The organism is Mesorhizobium sp. M0751 (assembly GCF_040320265.1).
Taxonomy (GTDB): domain Bacteria; phylum Pseudomonadota; class Alphaproteobacteria; order Rhizobiales; family Rhizobiaceae; genus Mesorhizobium.
Map to the genome: position 1 here is coordinate 192,147 of NZ_JAMYPH010000006.1, position 24,524 is coordinate 216,670.

General features: G+C 63.6%; 19 protein-coding genes and 1 riboswitch. Of the genes, 13 read left to right on the forward strand and 6 right to left on the reverse strand.

Features of this window, described 5'->3' with window-relative positions:
• Positions 1–53: 53 nt before the first annotated feature.
• On the reverse strand, positions 54–629 hold the full coding sequence (locus NKI19_RS12790) for a GNAT family N-acetyltransferase (RefSeq protein ID WP_352493122.1): 576 nt from the start codon (positions 627–629) through the stop codon (positions 54–56).
• Between the two features lie 68 nt (positions 630–697).
• Between NKI19_RS12790 and NKI19_RS12795 the strand changes: the two genes are divergently transcribed.
• Positions 698–2,026: a DNA polymerase IV gene (locus NKI19_RS12795; RefSeq protein ID WP_352493121.1), complete on the forward strand. Its 1,329-nt coding sequence runs from the start codon at positions 698–700 to the stop codon at positions 2,024–2,026.
• 308 nt (positions 2,027–2,334) lie between these two features.
• Here NKI19_RS12795 and NKI19_RS12800 read toward each other — a convergent pair whose 3' ends face one another.
• A complete protein-coding gene (locus NKI19_RS12800; protein ID WP_352565327.1) occupies positions 2,335–2,841 on the reverse strand; it encodes a hypothetical protein in 507 nt (168 codons plus the stop codon).
• A gap of 173 nt (positions 2,842–3,014) precedes the next feature.
• Between NKI19_RS12800 and NKI19_RS12805 the strand changes: the two genes are divergently transcribed.
• Positions 3,015–3,896, forward strand: coding sequence for a DMT family transporter (locus NKI19_RS12805; RefSeq protein ID WP_352493119.1), 882 nt, complete (start codon positions 3,015–3,017; stop codon positions 3,894–3,896).
• Between the two features lie 14 nt (positions 3,897–3,910).
• Here the strand turns inward: NKI19_RS12805 and dnaE are convergent, their stop codons facing one another.
• Both dnaE and NKI19_RS12815 read right to left on the reverse strand, forming a co-directional pair.
• Positions 3,911–7,438, reverse strand: a complete 3,528-nt coding sequence (gene dnaE / locus NKI19_RS12810) for a DNA polymerase III subunit alpha (protein ID WP_352493118.1) — start codon at positions 7,436–7,438, stop codon at positions 3,911–3,913.
• 495 nt (positions 7,439–7,933) lie between these two features.
• Entirely contained in the window at positions 7,934–9,946 is a 2,013-nt protein-coding gene (locus tag NKI19_RS12815) for an acetyl-CoA carboxylase biotin carboxylase subunit (RefSeq protein WP_352493117.1), read from the reverse strand.
• A 212-nt stretch (positions 9,947–10,158) separates the two neighbouring features.
• Between NKI19_RS12815 and NKI19_RS12820 the strand changes: the two genes are divergently transcribed.
• From NKI19_RS12820 to NKI19_RS12850, 7 genes are all read left to right on the forward strand, one after another.
• Entirely contained in the window at positions 10,159–11,286 is a 1,128-nt protein-coding gene (locus NKI19_RS12820) for an S-(hydroxymethyl)glutathione dehydrogenase/class III alcohol dehydrogenase (RefSeq protein WP_352565325.1), read from the forward strand.
• Positions 11,283–11,555: a hypothetical protein gene (locus NKI19_RS12825; protein ID WP_352451332.1), complete on the forward strand. Its 273-nt coding sequence runs from the start codon at positions 11,283–11,285 to the stop codon at positions 11,553–11,555. Before NKI19_RS12820 ends, NKI19_RS12825 begins: the two co-directional genes overlap by 4 nt.
• Before the next feature lie 20 nt (positions 11,556–11,575).
• Complete coding sequence (gene gfa, locus NKI19_RS12830) at positions 11,576–12,145, forward strand: S-(hydroxymethyl)glutathione synthase (protein ID WP_352492736.1); 570 nt, start codon at positions 11,576–11,578, stop codon at positions 12,143–12,145.
• A 66-nt stretch (positions 12,146–12,211) separates the two neighbouring features.
• Positions 12,212–12,679: a YaiI/YqxD family protein gene (locus NKI19_RS12835; RefSeq protein ID WP_352492737.1), complete on the forward strand. Its 468-nt coding sequence runs from the start codon at positions 12,212–12,214 to the stop codon at positions 12,677–12,679.
• Between the two features lie 5 nt (positions 12,680–12,684).
• Positions 12,685–13,362, forward strand: coding sequence for a DUF1345 domain-containing protein (locus NKI19_RS12840; protein WP_352492738.1), 678 nt, complete (start codon positions 12,685–12,687; stop codon positions 13,360–13,362).
• Between the two features lie 101 nt (positions 13,363–13,463).
• Complete coding sequence (locus NKI19_RS12845) at positions 13,464–14,342, forward strand: cytochrome b/b6 domain-containing protein (RefSeq protein ID WP_352492739.1); 879 nt, start codon at positions 13,464–13,466, stop codon at positions 14,340–14,342.
• A gap of 1 nt (position 14,343) precedes the next feature.
• Positions 14,344–15,153 (forward strand): molybdopterin-binding protein, encoded by an 810-nt coding sequence (locus NKI19_RS12850; protein WP_352492740.1) that lies wholly within the window; start codon positions 14,344–14,346, stop codon positions 15,151–15,153.
• A gap of 25 nt (positions 15,154–15,178) precedes the next feature.
• Here the strand turns inward: NKI19_RS12850 and NKI19_RS12855 are convergent, their stop codons facing one another.
• Positions 15,179–16,177, reverse strand: a complete 999-nt coding sequence (locus NKI19_RS12855; protein WP_352492741.1) for a hypothetical protein — start codon at positions 16,175–16,177, stop codon at positions 15,179–15,181.
• Between the two features lie 214 nt (positions 16,178–16,391).
• A riboswitch (glycine riboswitch) is annotated at positions 16,392–16,478 on the forward strand.
• A gap of 148 nt (positions 16,479–16,626) precedes the next feature.
• Between NKI19_RS12855 and gcvT the strand changes: the two genes are divergently transcribed.
• The 3 genes from gcvT to gcvP are packed head-to-tail and all read left to right on the forward strand — an operon-like array spanning position 16,627 to position 20,928.
• Entirely contained in the window at positions 16,627–17,727 is a 1,101-nt protein-coding gene (gene gcvT, locus NKI19_RS12860; protein WP_352492742.1) for a glycine cleavage system aminomethyltransferase GcvT, read from the forward strand.
• 5 nt (positions 17,728–17,732) lie between these two features.
• Positions 17,733–18,101, forward strand: a complete 369-nt coding sequence (gcvH, locus tag NKI19_RS12865) for a glycine cleavage system protein GcvH (protein WP_352492743.1) — start codon at positions 17,733–17,735, stop codon at positions 18,099–18,101.
• 16 nt (positions 18,102–18,117) lie between these two features.
• Positions 18,118–20,928 (forward strand): aminomethyl-transferring glycine dehydrogenase, encoded by a 2,811-nt coding sequence (gene gcvP / locus NKI19_RS12870; RefSeq protein ID WP_352492744.1) that lies wholly within the window; start codon positions 18,118–18,120, stop codon positions 20,926–20,928.
• A gap of 69 nt (positions 20,929–20,997) precedes the next feature.
• On the opposite strand, the gene NKI19_RS12875 is transcribed toward gcvP, so the two are convergent.
• Positions 20,998–22,167: a GGDEF domain-containing protein gene (locus tag NKI19_RS12875; RefSeq protein ID WP_352565324.1), complete on the reverse strand. Its 1,170-nt coding sequence runs from the start codon at positions 22,165–22,167 to the stop codon at positions 20,998–21,000.
• Positions 22,168–22,435: 268 nt separating this feature from the next.
• Here NKI19_RS12875 and parE point away from each other — a divergent pair, with 268 nt between their 5' ends.
• Positions 22,436–24,487, forward strand: a complete 2,052-nt coding sequence (gene parE, locus NKI19_RS12880; RefSeq protein WP_352492746.1) for a DNA topoisomerase IV subunit B — start codon at positions 22,436–22,438, stop codon at positions 24,485–24,487.
• Positions 24,488–24,524: the final 37 nt, after the last annotated feature.

The following is a 24,524-nucleotide window of genomic DNA, read 5'->3' on the forward strand; positions in this document are numbered from 1 at the left end:
GGAAATACCATCACAACCGCAAGACGAAGACGGTACGCCAGGCAATTGTCTTGCTAAAGCACCAATCGCATCAGCGGCCGGCCTGGTTTACGCTCGACCAGCCGCTGGAACCCGGCCTTTTCGAAGACCCGCGACGAGCCGACGAACAGCCCGATCGAGCGCGAATCCTTTGACAGGTCGATCGGGCAGGCCTCGAGCAGCCGCGCGCCATTTTCTCGTGCGAAGTCGATGCCGCCTTCGACCAGGCGGTGCGACAGGCCCCTGCCGCGTGCCTTGGCGCGGATGAAAAAGCAGGAGATCGCCCAGACGCCTGGATCGGTGGCATCGGCGGGGTCGAGCGGCGCCGACCCCCTGCCCTGGTTGTTCCATTCGGGCACGTCGGCGCGCGGGCCGATCTGCATCCAGCCGACCGCCTTGCCGTCCTCGAAGGCCAGCAGGCCAGGTGGTGGTCCGGCCTCGATCCGGGCTTTGATGTGGTCCTTGTTGCGCTCCCGGTTGCTCGCGCGGCGCGCTGCCGGCGACAGCCGGAAATGTGTGCACCAGCAGCCGTAGCAGGCGCCTTGCTTACCGAAAAGATCTTCGAAATCCGCCCAAAGCTCGGGCACTAGCGGCGCTATGGTCGTATTCATGAGCTCTCTCCCGGCCCACCGCCTTGTCGTGGCGTCCGTCCTGACGTACCATTGCATTTGTTCTCTTTATGTTCGCAGCGATGGCGGCCCCTGTCAACAATCCCGAACACGGTTTTTGCCGCGACTGCCTGAGTTTTCAGCGCAGCGAGGCACGCCGTTGCGAGCGCTGCGGCAGTCCACGGCTTGCCCGCCATCCGGAGCTCTACCGGCTGCATCTTGCCCATGTCGATTGCGACGCGTTCTACGCGGCGGTCGAAAAGCGCGACAACCCGGCGTTGAAGGATCGGCCGTTGATCATCGGAGGCGGCAAGCGTGGCGTCGTCTCCACGGCCTGCTACATCGCCCGCATCCATGGCGTGCGCTCGGCGATGCCGATGTTCAAGGCGCTCGAAGCCTGCCCGGAAGCGGTGGTCATCCCGCCGGACATGGAAAAATACGTCCGCGTCGGCCGCGAGGTGCGCGCCATGATGCAGGCACTGACGCCGCTGGTCGAGCCGCTCTCGATCGACGAGGCTTTTCTCGACCTCGCCGGCACCGAGCGCCTGCATGGCCTGCCGCCCGCGGTGGTGCTGGCGCGCTTCGCTCTCAGCGTCGAAAAAGAAATCGGCATCAGCGTTTCGGCCGGCCTTTCCTACTGCAAGTTCCTGGCCAAGGTGGCGTCGGACTTCCGCAAGCCGCGCGGCTTTTCGGTGATCGGCGAGGCCGAGGCTATCGGCTTCCTGGCCGTGCAGCCGGTGACGCTGATCTGGGGCGTCGGCAAGGCCTTTGCCGCCACGCTCGAGCGCGACGGCATCCGCACCATCGGCCAGCTGCAGCGCATGGAACGCGGCGACCTGATGCGCCGCTATGGCGTGATGGGCGACCGGCTCTACCGGCTTTCGCGCGGTGAGGACGACCGTCGCGTCGTTCCCGACCAGGACGCGAAAAGCGTCTCGGCGGAGACCACTTTCGACACCGACATCGCCTCCGTCGACGAACTGGTTTCGGTGCTGAGGGCGCTGTCGGAAAAGGTCTCGGCCCGGCTGAAAAAATCCGGCATTGCCGGACGCACCGTCGTCCTCAAGCTGAAGACCCAGGATTTCAAGATCCGCACGCGCAATCGCCAGCTCGGCGATCCGACCCGGCTGGCCGACCGCATTTTCTCGACCGGGCTCGAGCTGCTGCACAAGGAAGCGGATGGCACGAAATACCGGCTGCTCGGCATTGGCGTCAGCGATCTCTCCGACGATGACAGGGCGGACCCGCCCGACCTGGTCGACGTCCAGTCACGCAAGCGCGCCATGGCCGAAGGCGCTATCGACACGCTGCGCGGCAAGTTCGGCCGCAGGGCGGTGGAAACTGGCTATACCTTCGGCAAGGGCCGCGATGCGCACCCGCCCGAACCGATCGAGGACTAGTGGTCTGACGCTGCCGATATCAATACGCCGTCGTCATCCTGGGGCGAAGCAAGGAGCGAAGCGACGCGCAGACCCCAGGATCCATGCCGTGACATCAGCCGAAGAATGCAGCGGTCCAGGACGGCGCTTGTCTCCGCGACGGCGCCGGCTAAGGTTCAATGACCGGCTATGACCGCAAACCGAGACCGGGCTGATGGCATTCGGTCCGCCGGAGCACTGCCGCGAGGCAACGGCATGGATCCTGGGGTCTTCGCGACGGAGCTTCGCTCCTGCTCCGCCCCAGGATGACGAAGGGAGGGAGGAGAAGATCACGTGCGCCGCAGATCGATCCGGGTGGTCACCACACTCTTGCCGGTTTTCGGATCGGTATCGACGACGATCAGCCGCATGCCGTCCTCGCCGGTCTTCTCGACCGTCATTTGCGCCTTGCGATCGCCATTGACCTCCTTGGCCCAGCGGATGCCGAGATTGATCGCGTTGCCGGAGCGGCTGCCGCTCAATTGCGCCGGCCCGGTGCGCGATCCGACATAGGTGCCGCTGTATTTCGTCCCGCTGGACCTGAGATCCGCGCTGATGGCGCGCGTTACCACGATAAGACCGCGGCAACTGCCGTCGAGCGACAACGAGCTCGACGTCGCGTCGGAATTGAAGCGGCATGAGACATTCACCGTCGGCGCATCGGTGGTCACCTTGACGATGCCTTTACCGGCGAAATTCCCCTGGAATGAGCGAAGAAAATCCGGATCGTCGGCATGCGCTGCGCCAGCCCCGGTCGTCAGGCAGCCGGCAAGTACAAATCGTGCAAGTGATTTCATCGGACCGCTCCTCGTTGGTATCCAAAACACAGCACGCAAACACTGACGGACCAACGCTTCCAACAGCGGCGGGTTCCGGCTTCAACATCACCGCATGCAACGCTTCGCGGCTGGCCCAGCCGAATGCGCCGGCTAGCGGTTGCGGTGAGCGCTCCGGCTTGCGACATAGCCGCATGGCACCCGCACCTTCGATCCCCAAAGCCGCGTTCTGGATGGCGCTGTCGATCGCCTCGTTCCTGGCAATGTCGGTGGCCGGCCGGGCCACGACGGCCGAACTCAACGTCTTCCAGGTGCTCGAGCTGCGCTCGGTGATCGGCTTTTTCATCCTGCTGCCGCTGGTCATGATGTCAGGCGGGTTTGCGGCGATGCGCACCGGGCGCCCGCTCGCACATATCGCCCGCAACGTCGTCCACTATACCGGCCAGGCTGCCTGGCTCTACGCCTTGACGCTGATTCCGCTTGCGGTGCTGATCTCAATTGAATTCACGACGCCGATCTGGACCGCTTTGCTGGCCGTCGGTTTCCTCGGCGAAAGGCTCTCCCGGCCACGGCTCGCGGCGATCGTGCTGGGGCTGATCGGCGTTGTGATCATCGTGCGTCCGGGCGTCGGCGCGGTCAATCCGGGGCATGTCATGGTGCTGGGAGCCGCGGTCTGCTTCGGCGTCTCGGTGGTCCTCGTCAAGTCGCTGACGCGGACGGACAGCGTCGTGCGCATCATCTTCTGGATGCTGATCATCCAGTCGCTGCTTGGCCTCGTCCCGGCGCTGTACGAATGGCGCAACCCGCCGCTCGAGCTCTGGCCGTGGATCCTGCTCATCGCCTTCACCGGCATGTCGTCGCATTTCTGCATGGCCCGTGCACTTGTCTATGCCGATGCGACCGTCATCTCGCCAATGGACTTTTTGCGCGTGCCGCTGTCGGCGGTGATCGGATGGCTGCTCTATCACGAGCAGATCGACGCCTTCACCGCTGGTGGCGCCCTGCTGATCCTCATGGGCAATCTGCTCAACCTGCAGCGGAGAGCACCGCAACCGGCGGAGATCGCCGCGTCATAAGCGTGCGCTAACTCTTAGACCAGTTCCACTTCAACCACGCCCGGCACCGCGCGCATGGCCGACGCGATCTGCGGCGATATGCGGTAGCGGTTGGGCAACTCGATCTCGACCTCGCCCTCGCCGCCTTCCTTGATGACGATGATGCTCACCTGACTGTCGCCACGCTGGCCAAGCTGCGATTGGATTGTCGATGCCGGTGCGTCATTTCTGACGAAGATGCGCAACGCTTTCTGGATGCGGCTTGCCTCTTCCTCCAACGACTGCACGGTCTGGATGCGCAGATTGACGCCCTCAGGCCTGTCCTCGGCCGAAACGGTGATCACCACCGAGCGGCCGGGTTCGAGCAGGTCGCGGTATTGCGCCAGCCCCTCGGAAAACAGCACCGCTTCATACTGGCCTGACGTGTCGGAAAACTGCACGACGCCCATCTTGTTGCCGGTGCGCGTCTTGCGCTCCTGCTTGGTGGTGACGGTACCGGCGAGCCGGCCGGCGGCAGCACCGCGTTTGACGGCCGCCGAAAACTCGCCCCAGGTCTGCACCCGCATTTTCTGCAGCGCCGCCTTGTATTCGTCGAGCGGATGCGCCGAGAGATAGAACCCGACCACCTGGAATTCGCGGTGCAGGCGGTCGGCGGCCAGCCAGGGATCGGTCGCCGGCAGGTTGAGCGCCTGCGACTGTGCGCCGAGCGAGGCGCCAAAGATATCGTGCTGGCCGGTGACGGCATTCTGCTGCGCCAGCGAGGCCAGCCCCATCATCCGCTCGACGCCGGCCATCATCGCCGCGCGGTCATGACCGAAGCAGTCGAGCGCGCCGGCCATGATCAGGCTTTCGAAGACGCGCTTGCCGACGATCTTCGGATCGACCCTCTCGCAGAAATCGGCGAGGCTCTTGAACGGTTTTTCGCCGCGCGTGGCGACGATGTGCTCGACCGCCGCGTCGCCGACGCCCTTGAGCGCGGCCAGCGAATAGAAGATGCGGTTCTCGCCGACCTCGAAATCCCGGAACGACGTCATCACCGACGGCGCCACCACCTCGATGCCGAGGCGCAGCGCATCCTGGCGGAAATCGGCGAGCTTGTCTGTATTGCCCATGTCGAGCGTCATCGATGCGGCCAGGAATTCGACCGGGTAATGCGCCTTCAGATAGGCCGTCTGGTAGGAGACGACGGCATAGGCGGCGGCATGCGATTTGTTGAAACCGTAGTCGGCAAACTTTGCCAGAAGGTCGAAGATGAAGTCGGCTTGCGGCTTGCCGACGCCGCGCTCGACCGCACCCGAGACAAAGCGCTCGCGCTGCTTGTCCATCTCGGCGCGGATCTTCTTGCCCATGGCGCGGCGCAGCAGATCGGCTTCGCCCAGCGAATAGCCGGAGAGCTCCTGCGCAATCTGCATCACCTGTTCCTGGTAGACGATGACGCCTTGCGTCTCCTTGACGAGATGGTCGATCTTCGGGTGGATCGACGCCATCTCCTCCTCGCCGTGCTTTCTGGCGTTGTAGGTCGGGATGTTCTCCATCGGCCCCGGCCGGTAGAGCGCGACCAGCGCGATGATGTCCTCGATGCAGTCGGGCCGCATGCCGATCAGCGCCTTGCGCATGCCGGCGCTTTCCACCTGGAACACGCCGACGACCTCGCCGCGCGACAGCATGGCGTAGGTTTCCGGGTCGTCGAGCGGAATGTGGGCGAGATCGATCTCGATGCCGCGGCGGCGGATCAGCTTGACCGCCCTGTCCAGCACCGTCAGCGTCTTCAGGCCAAGGAAGTCGAATTTCACCAGCCCGGCCTGCTCGACATACTTCATGTTGAACTGCGTGACCGGCATGTCCGAGCGCGGATCGCGGTACATCGGCACCAGCTCCGACAGCGGCCGATCGCCGATGACGATGCCGGCGGCGTGCGTCGAGGCGTGGCGGTAGAGACCTTCCAGCTTCTGTGCCGTGTCGAGCAGCGTCTGCACGATCGGCTCGCGCTCCGCCTCTTCGGCAAAGCGCGGCTCGTTGGCGATGGCGTCGGCGAGCTTGACCGGATTGGCCGGGTTCGACGGCACCATCTTGCTCAGCTTGTCGACCTGCCCGTAAGGCATCTGCAGCACGCGGCCGACGTCGCGCAGCACCGCGCGCGCCTGCAGCGTGCCGAAGGTGATGATCTGGCCGACCTGGTCGCGGCCGTATTTCTGCTGGACGTAGCGGATGACCTCCTCGCGCCGGTCCTGGCAGAAGTCGATGTCGAAGTCGGGCATCGACACGCGGTCGGGATTGAGGAAGCGCTCGAACAGCAGCGAAAAGCGCAGCGGATCGATGTCGGTGATCGTCGTGGCATAGGCAACCAGCGAGCCGGCGCCCGAACCGCGGCCCGGGCCGACCGGAATGCCTTGGGCCTTTGCCCATTTGATGAAGTCGGCAACGATCAGGAAATAGCCGGGATATTTCATCTTCTCGATGACGCCGAGCTCGAAATCCAGCCTCTCGCGATATTGCTCGACGGTATAGCCGGGCGTCGGCCCGTGCGCCGCCAGCCGCGCCTCCAGCCCTTCATGCGCCTGCCTGGCAAGCTCCTGCGCCTCCGCCTTGACCGCAGCATCGGCGTCGGCGACATCGCGGCCGGCAAAGCGCGGCAGGATCGGATTGCGCGTCTTCGGGTAATACGAGCAGCGCAGCGCGATCTCGACGGTGTTGTCGATTGCTTCCGGCAGGTCGGCGAACAGCCTCGCCATGTCGGCCTGGCTTCTCAGGAAGTGGTCGGGCGAAAGGCGGCGGCGATTGTCGGCTGCAACCACGGAGCCTTCGGCGATGGCGATCAACGCATCATGCGCGTCATAGTCTTCACGAGAGAAGAAAAACGCCTCGTTGGTGGCAACCAACGGCAGATCATGGCGGTAGGCGAGATCGACCGACGACTGCTCGATCGCGCGGTCGTAGCCGGACACCCGCTCAAGCTCGACATAGAGCCGGTCGCCGAACAGGCCCTTGAGCGCCAGGAGCCGGGTCTCGGCGAGTTCGCGGCGATCCTCTTTCAAGGCAGTGCCGATCGGACCGCGCGGCCCGCCCGTAAGGCAGATCAGACCGTCGGCGTGGCCCTGCAGCATCTCGGTCGTCAGATGCACCGCTTCGCCGGGCGGTGTCTCGAGGTAGACGCGGCTGACCAGCCTGACCAGATTGCCGTAGCCGGCCTCGGTGGCGGCGATCAGGACGACCGGCCGCATCTCTGGCCCTTGCCGCCTGCGGTCGCGCTGGCTGTCGCTCGCCTCGCCGGAAAAGGCGAGGTCGATCTGGCAGCCGATGATCGGCTGGATGCCGTCCTTTACCGCCTTCTGGGCGAATTCCAGTGCGCCGAACAGATTGTTGGTGTCGGTGACGGCGATTGCCGGGCACTCGTCCTGCACCGCATGGCCGACGATCTTGCCGAGCTGCAAGGCGCCTTCGAGCAGCGAATAGGCCGAATGCACGCGCAGATGAATGAACCGACGCGCCGCCGCCTCCGCCCGCGACGCCTTTGCATAGGCCTCGCGCAGCAAGGGATCGCGTGGAAGTCTCTCATCCGCCATGGTTTTTTCGCGCCGCCTCACAAGGACTCAGTCGATGAAGATGTATTGTCCGGTACCGGGTAACACGAGTCCAGCGGTAGCGATCGGAACCTAGCGAGCTTGGAGCAATCGCTTTCGTCGGCAGAAAAGTGCTGCCGCCGAGCTGCCAATCTCCCCACTAGAGGGGGAGATGTCCGGCAGGACAGAGAGGGGCGCTGTCCCGCCAACCTCCGGCCAGGAAACACAAAACCCGCCTCAAAGGCGGGTCGTTGGAGCCAATTAGCACCATACCCAAATTAGTAGCATAGCTGCCGGCACAAAGCAAGAACAAAATACGTTGCATCGGCAAAAAAATGCGAACTCTGTCTCGTTGCCCAACGAATTGTCTGGTCGCGTTTCTTCGCGCCCCTCTCTGTCCTGCCGGACATCTCCCCCACGAGGGGGGAGATTGGCCGTCACCTCGGCTTTCGCTAATCTCCAACATCCCAGGCCAGCGTCGAAGCGGATTTTCCAGCCTCACGCGAATTCCATTATCACCGCGTCGACGGCAAGGCTGTCGCCGGGCTTGGCGTTGAGCTTCGAGACGATGAGGTCGCGCTCGGCGCGCAGCACGTTTTCCATCTTCATCGCTTCCACCACGGCAAGCGTCTCGCCGGCCTTGACCTCCTGCCCCTCGACAACGGCGATCGACACGACGAGCCCGGGCATTGGGCAGAGCAGCATCTTCGAAGTGTCCGGCGCGATTTTTTCAGGCATCAGCCTTTCGAGTTCGGCAGTGCGCGGCAGCATGGCGCGCGCCGTCACCGACATGCCTTTCCAGGCAATACGAAATCCGTTCAGCACCGGCCTGACCTGCGCCGCGACCTTGCGACCGCCGACCGTGCCGCGCCAGATGAGATCGCCCGGCCGCCAGTCGGATGCCACGGTCAGCGGTTTGCCGCCGTCGATTGTGAGATCGAGCTCCATCGGAACGGAAATCATGCCTTCGACGATGGCGAGCGAAAGATAATCCCGGCCGATCTTCACCACCCAATCGCGTTTCAAGGCGCCCGAATGCGGCGCCAGCCGCCCGCCCAGCCGGTCGAGCCGGTCGCGGCGAAGAAGTTCGACCGCTGTGGCAATCGCGGCCAGCACCGCTTTCTCATCGGCGTCTGGCACGATCGGCGCGAAGCCGTCGGGGTATTCCTCGGCGATGAAGCCGGTCGATATCAGCCCTTCGCGCCAGCGCGGATGCTGCATCAGCGCCGCCAGGAACGGGATGTTGTGCTCGATGCCGTCGACGACGAAACTGTCCAGCGCTTCCGACATCGCATCGATCGCTGCCAGCCGTGTCGGCGCCCAGGTGCACAGCTTGGCGACCATCGGGTCGTAGAATATCGAGATTTCCGAGCCTTCGGTGACGCCGGTATCGTTGCGGATGACGATTTCGCCGAATTTTCCCTCTTCCGGCGGCCGGTATTTCGTCAGCCTGCCGATCGAAGGCAGAAAGTTGCGATACGGGTCTTCGGCGTAGAGGCGGCTTTCCACCGCCCAGCCGTTCAGCTTGACGTCGCTCTGCTTGATGGCGAGCTTTTCGCCGGCTGCCACGCGGACCATCTGCTCGACCAGGTCGATGCCGGTGACGAGTTCGGTCACCGGATGCTCGACCTGCAGCCGCGTGTTCATTTCCAGGAAATAGAAGTTCTTGTCGCTGTCGACGATGAACTCGACCGTGCCGGCGCTCTGGTAATCGACGGCCTTGGCCAACGCCACCGACTGCTCGCCCATGGCTTTGCGGGTCTTGGCATCGAGGAACGGCGACGGCGCCTCCTCTACGACCTTCTGGTTGCGGCGCTGGATCGAGCATTCGCGCTCGCCGAGATAGAGCGTGTTGCCATGCGCGTCGGCGAGCACCTGGATTTCGATATGGCGCGGATCGACGATGAATTTTTCGATGAAGACGCGGTCATCGCCGAACGAGCTTTTGGCCTCCGAGCGCGCCCGGTCGAAGCCGCCGCGCACCTCGGCCTTGCTCCAGGCGATGCGCATGCCCTTGCCGCCGCCGCCGGCCGAGGCCTTGATCATCACGGGATAGCCGATTTCGCCGGCTATCCTCTCGGCATGGGCGGCGTTTTCGACGACGCCGAGCCAGCCGGGCACCGTCGACACCTTGGCCGCATTGGCGAACTTCTTCGATTCGATCTTGTCGCCCATCGCCTTGATGGCCTTGGGCTTCGGGCCGATGAAGACGATGCCTTCCTGCTCCAGCGCTTCGCAGAAGGATGCCCGCTCCGACAGGAAGCCATAGCCGGGATGCACGGCTTCGGCCCCTGTCGTCTTGCAGGCGGCGATGATCTTTTCCGGGACCAGATAGCTTTGCGCAGCAGGCGAAGGCCCGATATGCACCGCCTCGTCGGCCATTTCGACATGCACGGCGTCGCGGTCGGCATCGGAATAGACCGCGACGGTGGCGATGCCCATCTTGCGCGCCGTCTTGATCACGCGGCAGGCGATCTCGCCACGGTTGGCGACCAGGATCTTTGAAAACATGCAGGCCTCGTCCCTCGACTGCCCGTCTTTTACGGGCTTCCCGTTTTATGGGCTTCAGGGGGCCGGTCAAGGCAAGTCGGAGCCTATCCCGGATGCAAATCGGCCGGCGCTGACGAAAATCCGGAGTCAGAACGTCGCTTCGTGCATAGCGCAGAGCTGAATGGTAAGTTAAATCTAACCTGGATTGCAGACTGTCTTGGGAGGATTGCCTGATGAAAACGCGCGCCGCTGTCGCCGTTGCCGCCGGAAAGCCGCTGGAGATCATGGAGGTCGACCTCCAGGGCCCTCGCGATGGCGAGGTGCTGGTCGAGATCAAGGCAACCGGCATCTGCCACACCGACGAGTTCACGCTGTCGGGCGCCGACCCGGAAGGTCTGTTTCCGGCGATCCTCGGCCATGAGGGCGCCGGCATCGTCGTCGACGTCGGCAAGGGCGTCACCTCGGTCAAGAAGGGCGACCATGTCATCCCGCTCTATACGCCGGAATGCCGGCAGTGCCCGTCCTGCCTGTCGCGCAAGACCAATCTGTGCACCGCCATCCGCGCCACGCAGGGACAGGGTCTGATGCCCGACGGCACCTCGCGCTTCTCGATCGGCAAGGACAAGCTGTTCCACTATATGGGCTGCTCGACCTTTTCCAACTTCACCGTGCTGCCCGAGATCGCGGTGGCCAAGGTCAATGCCGACGCCCCGTTCGACAAGATCTGCTACATCGGCTGCGGCGTCACCACCGGCATCGGTGCTGTCATCAACACGGCCAAGGTCGAGCAAGGCGCGACCGCGGTCGTCTTCGGCCTCGGCGGCATCGGCCTCAACGTCATCCAGGGCCTGCGCCTTGCCGGCGCCGACATGATCATCGGCGTCGACCTGAACAACGACAAGAAGGAATGGGGCGAGAAATTCGGCATGACGCATTTCGTCAATCCGAAGGAGATCGACGGCGATGTCGTGGCGCATCTGGTCAACATGACCAAGCGCGGTGCCGACCAGATCGGCGGCGCCGACTACACGTTCGACTGCACCGGCAACACCAAAGTCATGCGGCAGGCGCTTGAATCGTCGCATCGCGGCTGGGGCAAGTCGGTCATCATCGGCGTTGCCGGCGCCGGCCAGGAGATCTCGACGCGGCCGTTCCAGCTGGTCACCGGCCGCACCTGGATGGGCACCGCCTTCGGCGGCGCGCGCGGCCGCACCGACGTGCCGAAGATCGTCGACTGGTACATGGCCGGCAAGATCGAGATCGATCCGATGATCACCCACACGCTGAAGCTCGAGGACATCAACAAGGGCTTTGACCTGATGCATGAAGGCAAGTCGATCAGGAGCGTGGTAATCTATTGAAGGAGGTACTGATCCGGGTTCGGATCCGATATCCGAATTTCAGCGAGTCGCTCAGTATGCAGAGCTGGCAATTCGGCGAACATCTTTGGGTAGCGCTTAGGAATAACAACCGCGTTCGCATCGACCTCGATGAGATCGACCGCGGCAGAGAAGAAATATCGTTTCTCGTGCGCGATACATATCTGAGTAAGGCGCTCAAGGTGGTAGAGCGCGTCAAGCAAGAACACCGTATGGAGAATGAAGCGGTAATCGAAACGGAACCAGCATAGAACCAAGGGAGGAGACAAAAATGCCGGAAAAACTGCATCCTAAAATCGACAATGGACTGCCACGGGAAAAGGCCGATTTTGCCGGCGGGACGCTGGTCTGCGCCTGCACCAGCAACCCGGTCAAGGTGAAGGTCAAGGGCCAGATCGCCCACAACCATGCCTGCGGCTGCACCAAATGCTGGAAGCCGGAAGGCGCGCTGTTCTCGGTCGTGGCGGTTGCCGCTACAAACGACGTGACGGTGACCGAAAACGGCGACAAGCTGAAGGTGGTCGATCCGGGCGCGCTGATCCTGCGCCATGCCTGCACGGGCTGCGGCGTCCACATGCACGGCCCGGTCGAGCGCGACCATGCGTTCAAGGGGCTGTCCTTCATTCATCCGGAACGCTTCCAGGAAGACGGCTGGTCGCCGCCGGGCTTCACCGCCTTTGTCTCGTCGATCATTGAATCCGGTGTCGATCCGAGCCGCATGGACGGTATCCGGTCACAGCTGAAGTCGATCGGGCTCGAACCTTATGATTGCCTCAATCCCGGCCTGATGGACTATATCGCCACCTGGACGGCCAAGAGATCCGGCGCGTTGCCGGCCTAGTAGCCGCTCGACTATCATCGATCGAGCCGGGCGACATCGCCCGGCTCTTTCACATTTGGAACAACGATGCCCGCACCCGCTATTCTCGTAGATGCCGACGCCTGCCCGGTGAAGGCCGAGGTCGAAAAAGTCGCCGAGCGGCACGGCATCGTCGTCACCTTCGTCTCCAATGGCGGTCTGCGTCCGTCGCGCGATCCGATGATCCGCAACGTCGTCGTCTCCAAGGGCGCCGACGCCGCCGACGACTGGATCGTCGACAATGCCCGGCCCAACGATATCGTGGTGACCGCCGACATCCCGCTTGCCGCCCGCGCCGTGGCGCTTGGCGCCCATGTACTCGGCCCGACGGGACGCCCGTTTACGCCGGAAACGATCGGCATGGCGGTGGCGATGCGCGACCTCAAGCAGCATCTGCGCGAAACCGGCGAAAGCAAGGGCTACAATTCGAGCTTCGCGCCGCAGGACCGCTCGCGGTTCCTTGGCGAGCTTGACCGCATCTTGCGGCGGGCGCTGAAATCCGCGTCAGCGGACTGAGAACCATGGCGACCGGTACCCCGACCAAGATGCCCATGCGACGCCATACACTGTTCGCGGTGTCGGCATGCGTCGGCGTGGCAGCCTTTGGCGCGGCGCTGATCTGGCGTGCGCCGCTTGCCTATTCGATCGGTGCCAATGTGTTCTTTGCCGCCTATCTCTGTCTTGTCGTCGCCCACATGCCGCGGCTTACCGGCAGCTATCTGCGCAAGAATGCAGGCGAGACGGACCTGCCGGTGCTGGCGATCTTCGCGGTCACGCTGGTTGTCGTCGCTATTGCCATCATCTCGTTGTTTCAATTGATCAACAGGGAGCAGAGCGCGGATCCCGTCGAGCTTACGGTCGCGTTATTGTCTATCCCGCTTGGCTGGTTGACCATCCATGCGATGGCGGCGCTTCACTACGCGCATCTCTATTGGTTGGACGGCGATGCGATGGATGGCGACACCAAAAAGAAAATTCCGGTCGGCGGCCTCGACTTCCCGGGCGGCAAACGGCCGGAAGGCTCGGATTTCCTCTATTTTGCGACAGTGATCGGCATGACGGCGCAAACCGCCGACACCAACATCACGACCTCGCAAATGCGCCGTGTCGTGCTTGTGCATTCGATCCTGTCGTTCTTCTTCAACACGGTCATCGTGGCAGCCGCGGTCAATCTCGCCGTCAGCCTCGGCAGTCCGTAATAAATCCGTGATCGGGTGAAACATCGCTTAAGCTGGCGACGTATTGGGAGGAGAAGAGATCTGACAGGCCGCGGCGAACACGCGGCCGGAGGGAACAACAGATGGAATCGCTTGCCAGAAACCAAGCCGCCGGAGCAGATACCGCCGCGCCGAGCGATGCGACGCTGATCTATCGCCAGTCGCGCTGGACGCGGCTGACGCATTGGCTGTGGGCGATCGCGCTGTTCTTCATGCTGCTTTCCGGCCTGCAGATCTTCAACGCCCGTCCGCAGCTCTATATCGGCAAGGAGTCGGGTTTTGGCTACAACAACACCATCTTCGCCATCGGCGCCGAGAACACCGCAAGCGGCCCGCGCGGCTATACCGAGATCTTCGGCAAGCGCTTCGATACCACCGGCGTGCTCGGCTGGTCGGGTCCGGCCGGCCAGGAGACCTCCCGCGCCTTCCCGTCCTGGGCGACGATCCCTTCCTACTACGATCTCGGCACCGCGCGCGTCGTTCATTTCTTCTTTGCCTGGGTGCTGACCACCACGCTGCTGGTCTGGCTGGTCGCCAGCCTGATCAACGGCCATTTGCGCCGCGATCTTGCTCCGCGCCTCGATGATTTCAGGCGCCTGCCGCGAGACATTGCCGAGCACGCCAAGCTCAGGTTCCATCACACGCGCGACTACAACACGTTGCAGAAGATGGCCTATGGCGGCGTGCTGTTCGTGCTGCTGCCGCTGATGATCATCACCGGCCTTGCCATGTCGCCGAGCATGGATTCGGTGCTGCCGTTCCTCAACGACCTGCTCGGCGGCCGGCAGACGGCGCGCACCATCCACTTCACGGTGATGCTGCTGCTCGTCGCCTTCTTCATTATCCACATCCTGATGATCCTGGCCGCCGGCCCGATCAACGAGCTGCGCTCCATCATCACCGGCTGGTACCGAACCGACCCGCCGGCTCATGGCGACAATGCGCCAGAGAGGAGTGCCTGACATGGCGAAATTCGAGATCAGCCCCGAGCTACAGATAAGCCGAAGGAAATTCCTGACTTCGGCCAGCCTCGGCCTTTCCGGCATCATGCTGTCGGGCTGCGACGCCTTCGACAGCCAGATTGGCGTCGGCGACGGCCTGCGCAGCTTCCTCGAAAGCGCCAATGGCCTGACCTGGCGGGCGCAGCGGCTGCTTGCCGGCCGTGATGCGCTGGCGCCGGAGTTCACCGAGGCCGACATTCGCCAGCCGCAGCGGCCGAACGGTGTCACCGCACCGGACGACGACTTCTACAAGGGCCTGCTCGCCAGCGATTTCGCCGACTGGCGGCTGGAGGTTTCAGGCCTCGTCGAAAAACCGCTGTCGCTGAGCCGCGAGCAGCTGATGAACATGCCGAGCCGCACCCAGATCACCCGCCACGACTGCGTCGAAGGCTGGAGCTGCATTGCCAAATGGACCGGCACGCCGCTGTCGCTGGTGCTCGACCAGGCCGTGGTCAAGCCGCAGGCGCGCTACGTCATGTTCCACTGCCTCGATACGATCGACCGCAGCCTTGCCGGCGATATCAAATATTACGGCTCGATCGACCTGGTCGATGCCCGTCATCCGCAGACGATCCTTGCCTATGGCCTCAACGGCAAGCCGTTGCCGGTCGAAAACGGCGCGCCGCTGCGCGTCCGCGTCGAGCGCCAACTCGGCTACAAGATGCCGAAATATCTCTACAAGATCGAGCTGGTCGACGGCTTCGCCAATATCGGCGGCGGCAGAGGCGGCTATTGGGAGGACAATGGCTACGACTGGTACGGCGGTATCTGACGACCGACGATTTAGTGCCTTTTGTTCAGGCGACCTTGTCGATCAGCGGTTTGAGCGCCGGATGGATTTCCGGCGAGGCATGCTTGATCAGCGTCAGCAACGCGCGCTCGTTCTCATGCAGCGGCCGGTCGCCGATGTGTTCAGCAAGCCATTTGGCCTCGCCGGCATCGACCGTCTCGGCGCGGCGGGCCAGAGCCTCGGCTGCCTTGTTCCTCGATTCCCATTCGGCCTCGACGTCGCCCGGTGAGCGATAGGCCTCCATAATGCCGGACAGGCCACCCGACACCATACGGCTGAAGAAACCGCCGATCTCCGGATCGGCCTGCTCGAAGAACGAATCCCGGCGCAGCGCCACGTCGCGCACCGGCGGTTCGTAGCCGGCCGAACACATGACGAAATTGGCGATCGCCTTTACAAACAGATCGTTCCAGGACGGATCGTTGTCGCCCGCCGCTGTCCGCTCGTTGATCTCGAACAGTACCTCGGCCTCGGCGCGGCTGATGGCGATGTTGCCATCGCCGCCATAGGCGTAAAGAATGCGGCGCGACAGCTCGACCTCAGCCTTGGCAATCGACCCAGGGATAAGCCTGCCGCCGGCCATTAGCGGCCCCTTGCCGCCCACGACCGCATGAGCGACCTGCTCCAGCGCATAGCCGGAAAGCCTGCTCGGCGATGATTTGGCAACTTCCAGCACATGCACCAGCAGCTCGAGTTCGGTCTGGCTGTCGACCATGCCGTCGCGCGAAATCGTCCGGATCAGCCAGTCGGCATTGTCCTGCGAAACATAGCCCGCCGGCTTTTCCTGGTGGACGATGAAGTCGGTGACGGCCTCGACGAAAAACTCGAGCCATTCCGCGCATTTGTCCCTCGCCGTTGCATCGAGCGCAAACAGCGCCTCGGCCTCGCCGCGCGTTACCACGCCGTCGCCGAACACTTCGCGGCGCAGCATGATCACGTCTTCCGCCGTGATCCGATTTTTCGAAGTCAGCCCGGCCACCGGCGCGCTCATGATCAATTCGCCCATTTTCTTCCCCGCCCCGCCGCCGGTAATTGCCGGCCCTTATCCGGTATATCGGCAAGGTCTTGAGAAACCGGCAAGCGGCGTGGTTAGCGAAGGCTTGCCTGTCTTGCCTGTAAAGAAGGCCCGCAGAAGACTGGCCAGTAAAAACGTCGCTGGCAGGTGACAAGGTGTCGTCCACGGGCTATGGATGACGAGTCGAGGGCTCCTGACCGAGTCCTACCTGTTTGCGGGAGAGAGCAGCGAGAGCTGCCGCCGAAGGGGAAATCGCCCGAAATCTCTCAGGCAAAAGAACCGTAGACGGGAAAGACACTCTGGAAAGTCGGGGCTTGCCCCCGCGCCGAAGGTGTAAGCGCTGCCGACAGAGTTACGGGGCGCGAGTCTCTCAGGCTTCAGACAGAGGGGCACGGACTGGTCGCCATTCGCGGCCGCTTGCGTGCGACTCTGGAGATGACATGACGGGCGACGACACCAAACACCTTCCCCTCGAGGATCTGCATGTGGCAGCCGGTGCGCGCTTTGGCGCCTTCGCCGGCTGGTCGATGCCGCTGACCTATCCGGCCGGCGTGATGAAAGAGCATCTGCACAGCCGCGAGCATGCCGGCCTGTTCGACATCTCGCATATGAAGCTGTTCGAAATCAGCGGTCCGGGGGCAGCAGCACTTCTGAACCGCGCCTGCCCGTTCGACGCCGGCGCGCTTGAGATTTCCCAGTCCAAATACACGTTCTTCCTCAATGAGGCCGCCGGAATACTCGACGATCTGATCGTCACCAGGCTCGGCGCCGAGCGCTTCATGATGGTCGCCAATGCCGGCAACGCCGCCACCGACGAAAAGCATCTGCGCGCACTGGCCGGGGATTTCGACGTGAAGGTGGACGCGCTCGACCGCGTCTTCCTGGCCATCCAGGGCCCCGAGGCGTGGGCCGCCCTCTCCCGCGCCGGCATCGAGACCGGTTCGCTGGTGTTCATGCACGGTATCGAGCCGCGCGAAAAATGGTTCATGAGCCGGTCTGGCTATACCGGTGAAGACGGCTTCGAGATCGGCCTGCCGGAAACGGATGCAAGAAACCTCGTCGCCAGGCTGCTCGAGGACGAGCGGGTGATGTGGATCGGCCTTGCCGCCCGCGACAGCCTGCGGCTCGAAGCCGGACTGTGCCTGCACGGGCTGGACATCACGCCGGAGATCGATCCGGCCAGCGCCGGGCTGATGTGGGCCATCCCCAAGGAGGTTCGCGCCTCTGGCGCCTTCATCGGCGCCGATGCGCTGCGCGCCATCCTGGAGCGCGGCCCGGCGCAAAAACGCGTCGGCCTGAAGCCGGAAGGCCGCCAGCCGGTGCGCGCCGGTGCTGCCCTTTTCGATGCCGACGGCAACCCTGCCGGCCACGTCACCTCCGGCGGCTTCGGCCCCTCGGCCGGTCATCCGGTCGCCATGGGCTACGTCCAGACGCCGCTTGCCAAATCCGGCGCAAAACTGTTCGCCGATGTCCGCGGGACGAAAATCCCGGTCGACATCCACCCCTTGCCCTTCACGCCCCATCGCTACCGCAAAGGATGATTTCAATGGCAAAGACCTATTTCACCGAAGATCACGAGTGGCTGCGCGTCGAGGGCGGCATCGCCACCGTCGGCATCACCGATTACGCACAGCAGCAGCTCGGCGATCTCGTCTTCGTCGAACTGCCGGAGCCGGGGAAAAAGCTGGCCAAGGGCGATACGGCCGTGGTGGTCGAATCGGTCAAGGCGGCATCGGACGTCTACGCACCGGTCGACGGCGAGATCACCGAGGCCAACACCTCGCTGTCATCGGATCCTTCGCTCGTCAATTCGGCGGCAACCGGCGACGGCTGGTTGTGGAAGATGAAGCTGGCCAATGAGAGCCAGCTCGACGGGCTCCTCGATGAAGCCGCCTACAAAGCCCATATTGGTTGATAGCAGGACCAGCAAGATGACCGCAGCACCCTACCCCTTCTCGGCTCGCCATATCGGCCCGGGCCTCCATGACGTCAGAGCCATGCTGGCGACGATCGGCGTTCCTTCGGTCGAGACGCTGATCAGCCAGGCAGTGCCGAAGTCGATCCGGCTCGACCGGCCGCTGGCCCTGCCCGCCCCCGCAAGCGAAGCGGAAGCGCTGACCGAGCTCGCGGCGACGATGGCAAAGAACACGGTGCTGAAGAGCTTCATCGGTGCCGGCTATCATGGCGTCCATGTGCCGCCGGTGATCCAGCGCAACCTGTTCGAGAACCCGGCCTGGTATACCGCTTACACGCCCTACCAAGCCGAGATCAGCCAGGGCCGGCTGGAAATGCTGTTCAACTTCCAGACGCTGGTGACAGAACTGACCGGCCTGCCGGTTGCATCGGCCTCGCTGCTCGACGAGGCGACGGCAGTGGCCGAAGCTGTCGGCATTGCGCTCCGCCATCATCGCGACAGGCGCACCAAGGTGGCACTGGCTGGCACGCCGCACCCGCAGACGCTGGACGTCGTGCGCACGCGCGCCGAGCCGCTTGACATCGAGGTCGACGGCGAGGTGATCGACGACAACACCGCCGCCCTGCTGGTCTCCTGGCCCGATACGTTCGGCGTCTACGGCAATCACAAGGCAGCAATCGACAAGGCCCGCGCGGCCGGCGCGCTGGTCGTCTTCATCGCCGACCCGCTCGGCCTGACGCTGACCGATGCGCCGGCCAGGCTTGGCGCCGACATCGCCGTCGGCCCGATGCAGCGTTTTGGCGTGCCGATGGGCTTTGGCGGGCCGCACGCCGCCTATTGCGCCGTCTCCGACAGGCTGACGCGGCTGATGCCCGGCCGGCTCGTTGGCCAGTCGACGGATAGCAAGGGCCGTCCCGGTTATCGCCTCGCTTTGCAGACACGCGAGCAGCATATCCGCCGCGACAAGGCGACCTCCAACATCTGCACCGCACAGGCGCTGCTCGCCAATATGGCGACGGCCTATGCGATCTGGCACGGCCCTGCCGGGCTGCAGGCGATTGCCGGCCGCGTCCACACGCTGGCCAACCGCCTGGCCGCCGGCCTCAAGGCAGCGGGCGTTTCGGTGGTCGGCGAAAGCCGCTTCGACACGGTGACCGTGGATGTGAGGGGCAGAGCCGGCGCGATTGCCGCCGCCGCAGAAAAGACCGGCCGGCTGCTGCGCGTCATCGACGCCGATCATGTCGGCATCAGCTTCGACGAGACCTCCACCGAAGCCGATCTGGAGGCAATCGCAACACTTTTCGGCGCCAAGGCCGGCGTTGCCGCCGGCAGTTCCATGCCAGGAAAACCGCGCGGCAAGGAGTTCCTCACCCAGCCCGTCTTCCGCGAAAACCACTCGGAAACCGACATGATGCGCTTCCTGCGCCGGCTGGCCGACAAGGACCTGGCGCTTGACCGCGCCATGATCCCGCTCGGCTCCTGCACCATGAAGCTCAACGCCGCCGCCGAAATGATGCCGGTGAGCTGGCCTGATGTCGCCAACCTGCATCCCTTCGCGCCGGCAAATCATTCGATAGGCTATCGCGCCATAATCGACGAGCTGGAAGGCTGGCTGGCTGAGATCACCGGCTTCGACGCGGTGACCCTGCAGCCCAATGCCGGCAGCCAGGGCGAATATGCCGGGCTGCTCGCCATTCGCGGCTATCATCTGTCACGCGGCGAAGCCCATCGCACCGTCTGCCTGATCCCGTCCTCGGCGCATGGCACCAATCCCGCAAGTGCGGCCATGGCCGGCATGAGCGTCGTCGTCGTGCGCTGCACCGAGGACGGCAATATCGACATGGACGACCTGCAGGCCAAGGCGGCCGAGCATGCGCATAATCTCGCGGCGCTGATGTTCACCTATCCTTCGACGCATGGCGTCTTCGAGGAAGGCGCGCGCGACCTCTGCGCCCTCGTCCACAGCCATGGCGGCCAGGTCTATTTCGACGGCGCCAATCTCAACGCGCTGGTCGGCCTCGCCCGTCCCGGCGATATCGGCGCCGATGTCTGCCACATGAACCTGCACAAGACCTTCTGCATCCCGCATGGCGGCGGCGGCCCCGGTGTCGGGCCGATTGGCGTCAAGGCGCACCTGAAGCCATATCTGCCCGGCCACGTCACCGAAGGCTCGGCCCATGCCGTGGCGGCGGCACCGTTCGGCAGTGCGTCCATTCTGCCGATCACCTGGATGTATATTCGCATGATGGGCGCTTCCGGCCTGAAGCAGGCGACCGAGACGGCGATCATCTCCGCCAACTATGTGGCGACGCGGCTTGGCGAGCATTTCCCCCTGCTTTACAAGGGGCGCAACGGACGCGTTGCGCATGAATGCATCCTCGACACCCGCGTGCTCAAGGACAGCGCCGGCATCAGCGTCGACGACATCGCCAAGCGGCTGATCGACTATGGCTTCCACGCGCCGACCATGTCGTTCCCCGTGGCCGGCACGCTGATGGTCGAGCCGACCGAATCCGAGCCCAAGCGCGAGCTGGATCGCTTCTGCGAAGCCATGATTGCCATAGCCGGCGAGGCAGCCAAGGTGGCCAGGGGTGAATGGCCGTTGGCCGACAATCCTCTGGTCAACGCGCCGCACACCGCCGCCGAGGCATTGGCCGGCCAGTGGACCCATCCCTATTCGCGTCTGGAGGCGGCCTACCCCGCCGGCGATGCCGATACGGCGGCAAAATACTGGCCGCCGGTGTCACGCATCGACAACGTCGCCGGCGACCGCAACCTTGTCTGCTCCTGTCCGCCGCTATCGGAATATCTTGGCGCGGCGGAGTAGACCAGATCCCGAAAAGCGGAACCCGGTTTTCGGACAAGATCGTGGTCTAACAAGAAGATAGAAATCTCATCAGGCAGAACGCAAGGCCGGCCCGTCGGCCTTGCTCGCCCGGTCCCGGACGACGACGCGATTTCGCCCGGCGCGCTTTGCCGCATAGAGTGCTGCGTCGGCTTCGGCCAGCACATCGTCGAGACCGGTGCCGCTTGTTCCGCCAAAGCCGATGCCGCCGCTGACTGTGCTTCGCAACGGACCAAGTTGGGTGGCTACGACTTCCGTGCCGAAGGCGACGCTGATCTTGCTCGCAACGTCATAGGCCTTCTCTTCCGTCATCCGCGACATGACGAGCACGAATTCCTCTCCGCCCAACCGGAAGGCGTCGACGCCGGTCCGGGCGTATTTCCTGATGACGGCGGCAAAGCGGCGCAGAACCTGGTCGCCGACCGGGTGACCGAATACGTCGTTCGTCCTCTTGAAATGGTCAAGGTCGAACATGGCGACGGACATGAACGGACCGAAGACCCGCTCGCCGTAGAGTGCCGTCAACGCCCGCCGGTTCATCAGCCCGGTCAGTGGATCGGTCATCGTCTCGGCCTTCAATTCGATCTGCGCCTGCAAATGGTGCAGGGAGAGCGTCAATGCGCCGAGCCCGGTCATGCAGGCGACGGCCACGACGGAATTCACCCGCTCGGCCCAATTGTCGGGCGCAACACCGAGCACCCATTGGCCCTTGACCAGCAGGACCGCGCCGCAAAGTCCGAACGACAGGGCACAGACGCCGCTCAGGAACGAGACGACCAGCAATATCCGGCGATCGTGACCACCCTCAATCCAGAACATCGCCCCGATGAGCGAGAGCAGCGCCGTTACCGTCGCGTAGGTGACGATAAAGCCGACACCATCAAACCCGAGATACGTCGCGCCCGCGCAAACAGCCATCGCAACCAAAGTCGGCAAGATGGCGCGCCTGTAATCGCGCATGCTGAGATATTGCATGGCCGACAGGCAGATAATCAGGAAGCCGAGGCTGAGAAGCACAAGCACGATCTGGCAAAGCCAGGCGCTTGGATCCCTGGTGTAATGCCAGAACAACACTACATGTGCGACAAGCACGAGAATGCCGCACGCCACCGTCAGCACAAAGCGTGCCTGTGGCGCGGTGAACCAGATCGCAAACATGGTGATGCTAAGGCACGTGCCCGACAGCGCCGCCGCGAGCAGGAGCGAACTGTAATCCAACATGCTTAAGCGACAGCCTCTTGAGGGTTCCGCTGCAATTCTAGGTCAGCGACAGTCCGCAAATACCGTTTTTTCAGCCAATCTTCCGGCGTAACGTTCGGACAGGGTTTACAAAACGTGGATGCTCCAGGCTCATTTCCGCCGCTTGGCTGTCGAATGGTTTTGCAGTAAGAGGCTCCATCCTCGAACGTAACAGGAACCTCCGTCGCCTGCCCGCGAAAAGCGTGGCAGTATCGGGTGGTGATTCGTAGCATCGGAATCCAGGATCGGCATGGACGACAATAACGATCTTTTCGCCAAATTGGACAAGCAGCCGCAACCGGCTCGCGCCGCCGCGCGCCCAGCCGACCCGCTGGTGCAGGCGGCGAAGCGGCCGGCGCCCCGTGACGCCAGCGAGAGCTACAGTGCCGCCGACATCGAGGTGCTGGAGGGCCTGGAGCCGGTGCGCCGCCGCCCGGGCATGTACATTGGCGGCACCGACGACAAGGCGATGCACCATCTGTTTGCCGAGGTCATCGACAATTCGATGGACGAGGCGGTCGCCGGCCATGCGACCTTCATCGATGTCGAGCTTTCCGCCGACGGATACCTGTCCGTCACCGACAATGGCCGCGGCATTCCGGTCGATCCGCACCCGAAATTCAAGAAGCCGGCGCTCGAACTCATCATGACGACGCTGCATTCAGGCGGCAAGTTCGACAGCAAGGTCTACGAAACTTCGGGAGGTCTGCACGGTGTCGGCGTTTCCGTGGTCAACGCGCTGTCCGACCATCTCGAGGTCGAGGTCGCGATCGGGCGCAAGCTCTATCGCCAGCGCTTCTCGCGAGGCGTTCCGGTGACCGGCCTTGAGCAGCTCGGCGAGGTGCACAATCGCCGCGGCACGAAGATCCGCTTCCATCCAGACGAGCAGATTTTCGGCAAGGGTGCTGCGTTCGAGCCGGCCCGGCTCTACCGCATGGCGCGGTCAAAGGCCTACCTGTTCGGCGGTGTCGAAATCCGCTGGACCTGCGATCCCTCGCTGATCAAGGAAAAGGACACGACGCCGGCCAAGGCAGAATTCCATTTTCCGGGCGGCCTCAAGGACTATCTGAAAGCCTCGCTCGGCGACGAATTCCAGGTCACCCGTGAAATGTTTGCCGGCAAGAGCGAGAAGCAGGGCGGCCATGGTTCGCTTGAATGGGCGGTGACCTGGTTCGGCGGCGACGGTTTTATCAATTCCTATTGCAACACCATTCCGACCGCCGAAGGCGGCACGCATGAGGCCGGCTTCCGCAACGTCCTGACGCGCGGCTTGCGCGCTTATGCCGACCTGGTCGGCAACAAGCGCGCTTCGATCGTCACATCCGAGGATGTGATGATCTCGGCGGCGGGCATGCTGTCGGTGTTCATCCGCGAACCGGAATTCGTCGGCCAGACCAAGGACAGGCTGGCGACGATCGAGGCGATCCGCATCGTCGAAAGTGCTATCCGCGACCCATTCGACCACTGGCTGGCCGACAATCCGCAGGAAGCGTCGAAACTGCTCGAATGGGTGATCGCGCGCGCCGACGAGCGGGTGCGCCGCCGCCAAGAAAAGGAAGTGTCGCGCAAGAGTGCGGTGCGCAAGCTGCGCCTGCCCGGAAAGCTCGCCGATTGCACGCAGAATGCTGCCGCCGGTGCCGAGCTCTTCATCGTCGAGGGCGATTCGGCCGGCGGTTCGGCAAAGCAGGCGCGCGACCGCGCCAGCCAGGCGGTGCTGCCGCTGCGCGGCAAGATCCTCAACGTCGCCAGCGCCGGCAGCGACAAGCTGGCCGGCAACCAGCAGATATCCGACCTCATCCAGGCGCTTGGCTGCGGTACGCGCTCGAGATACCGCGACGAGGACCTGCGTTACGACCGGGTCATCATCATGACCGATGCCGACGTCGACGGCGCCCATATCGCCTCGCTGCTGATCACCTTTTTCTACCAGGAGATGCCAAGCCTGGTCCGCGGCGGCCATCTCTATCTGGCGGTGCCGCCGCTTTATTCGATCCGGCAGGGCGGCAAGGTCGCCTATGCCCGCGACGACGCGCACAAGGACGAACTTTTGCGCACCGAATTCACCGGGCGCGGCAAGGTCGAAATCGGCCGCTTCAAGGGGCTGGGCGAAATGATGGCTGCTCAGCTCAAGGAAACCACCATGGACCCGAAAAAGCGCACGCTGCTCAGGGTCGATGTGATCGACGCCGAGGCGGCGACCAAGGATGCGGTCGACGCATTGATGGGGACCAAACCTGAGGCTCGCTTCCGCTTCATCCAGGAACGCGCGGAATTCGCCGAGACGGAAGTGCTGGATATCTGAGCTCCCGCCGCTAGCTTGGCCTTCTGAGCTGGAGACG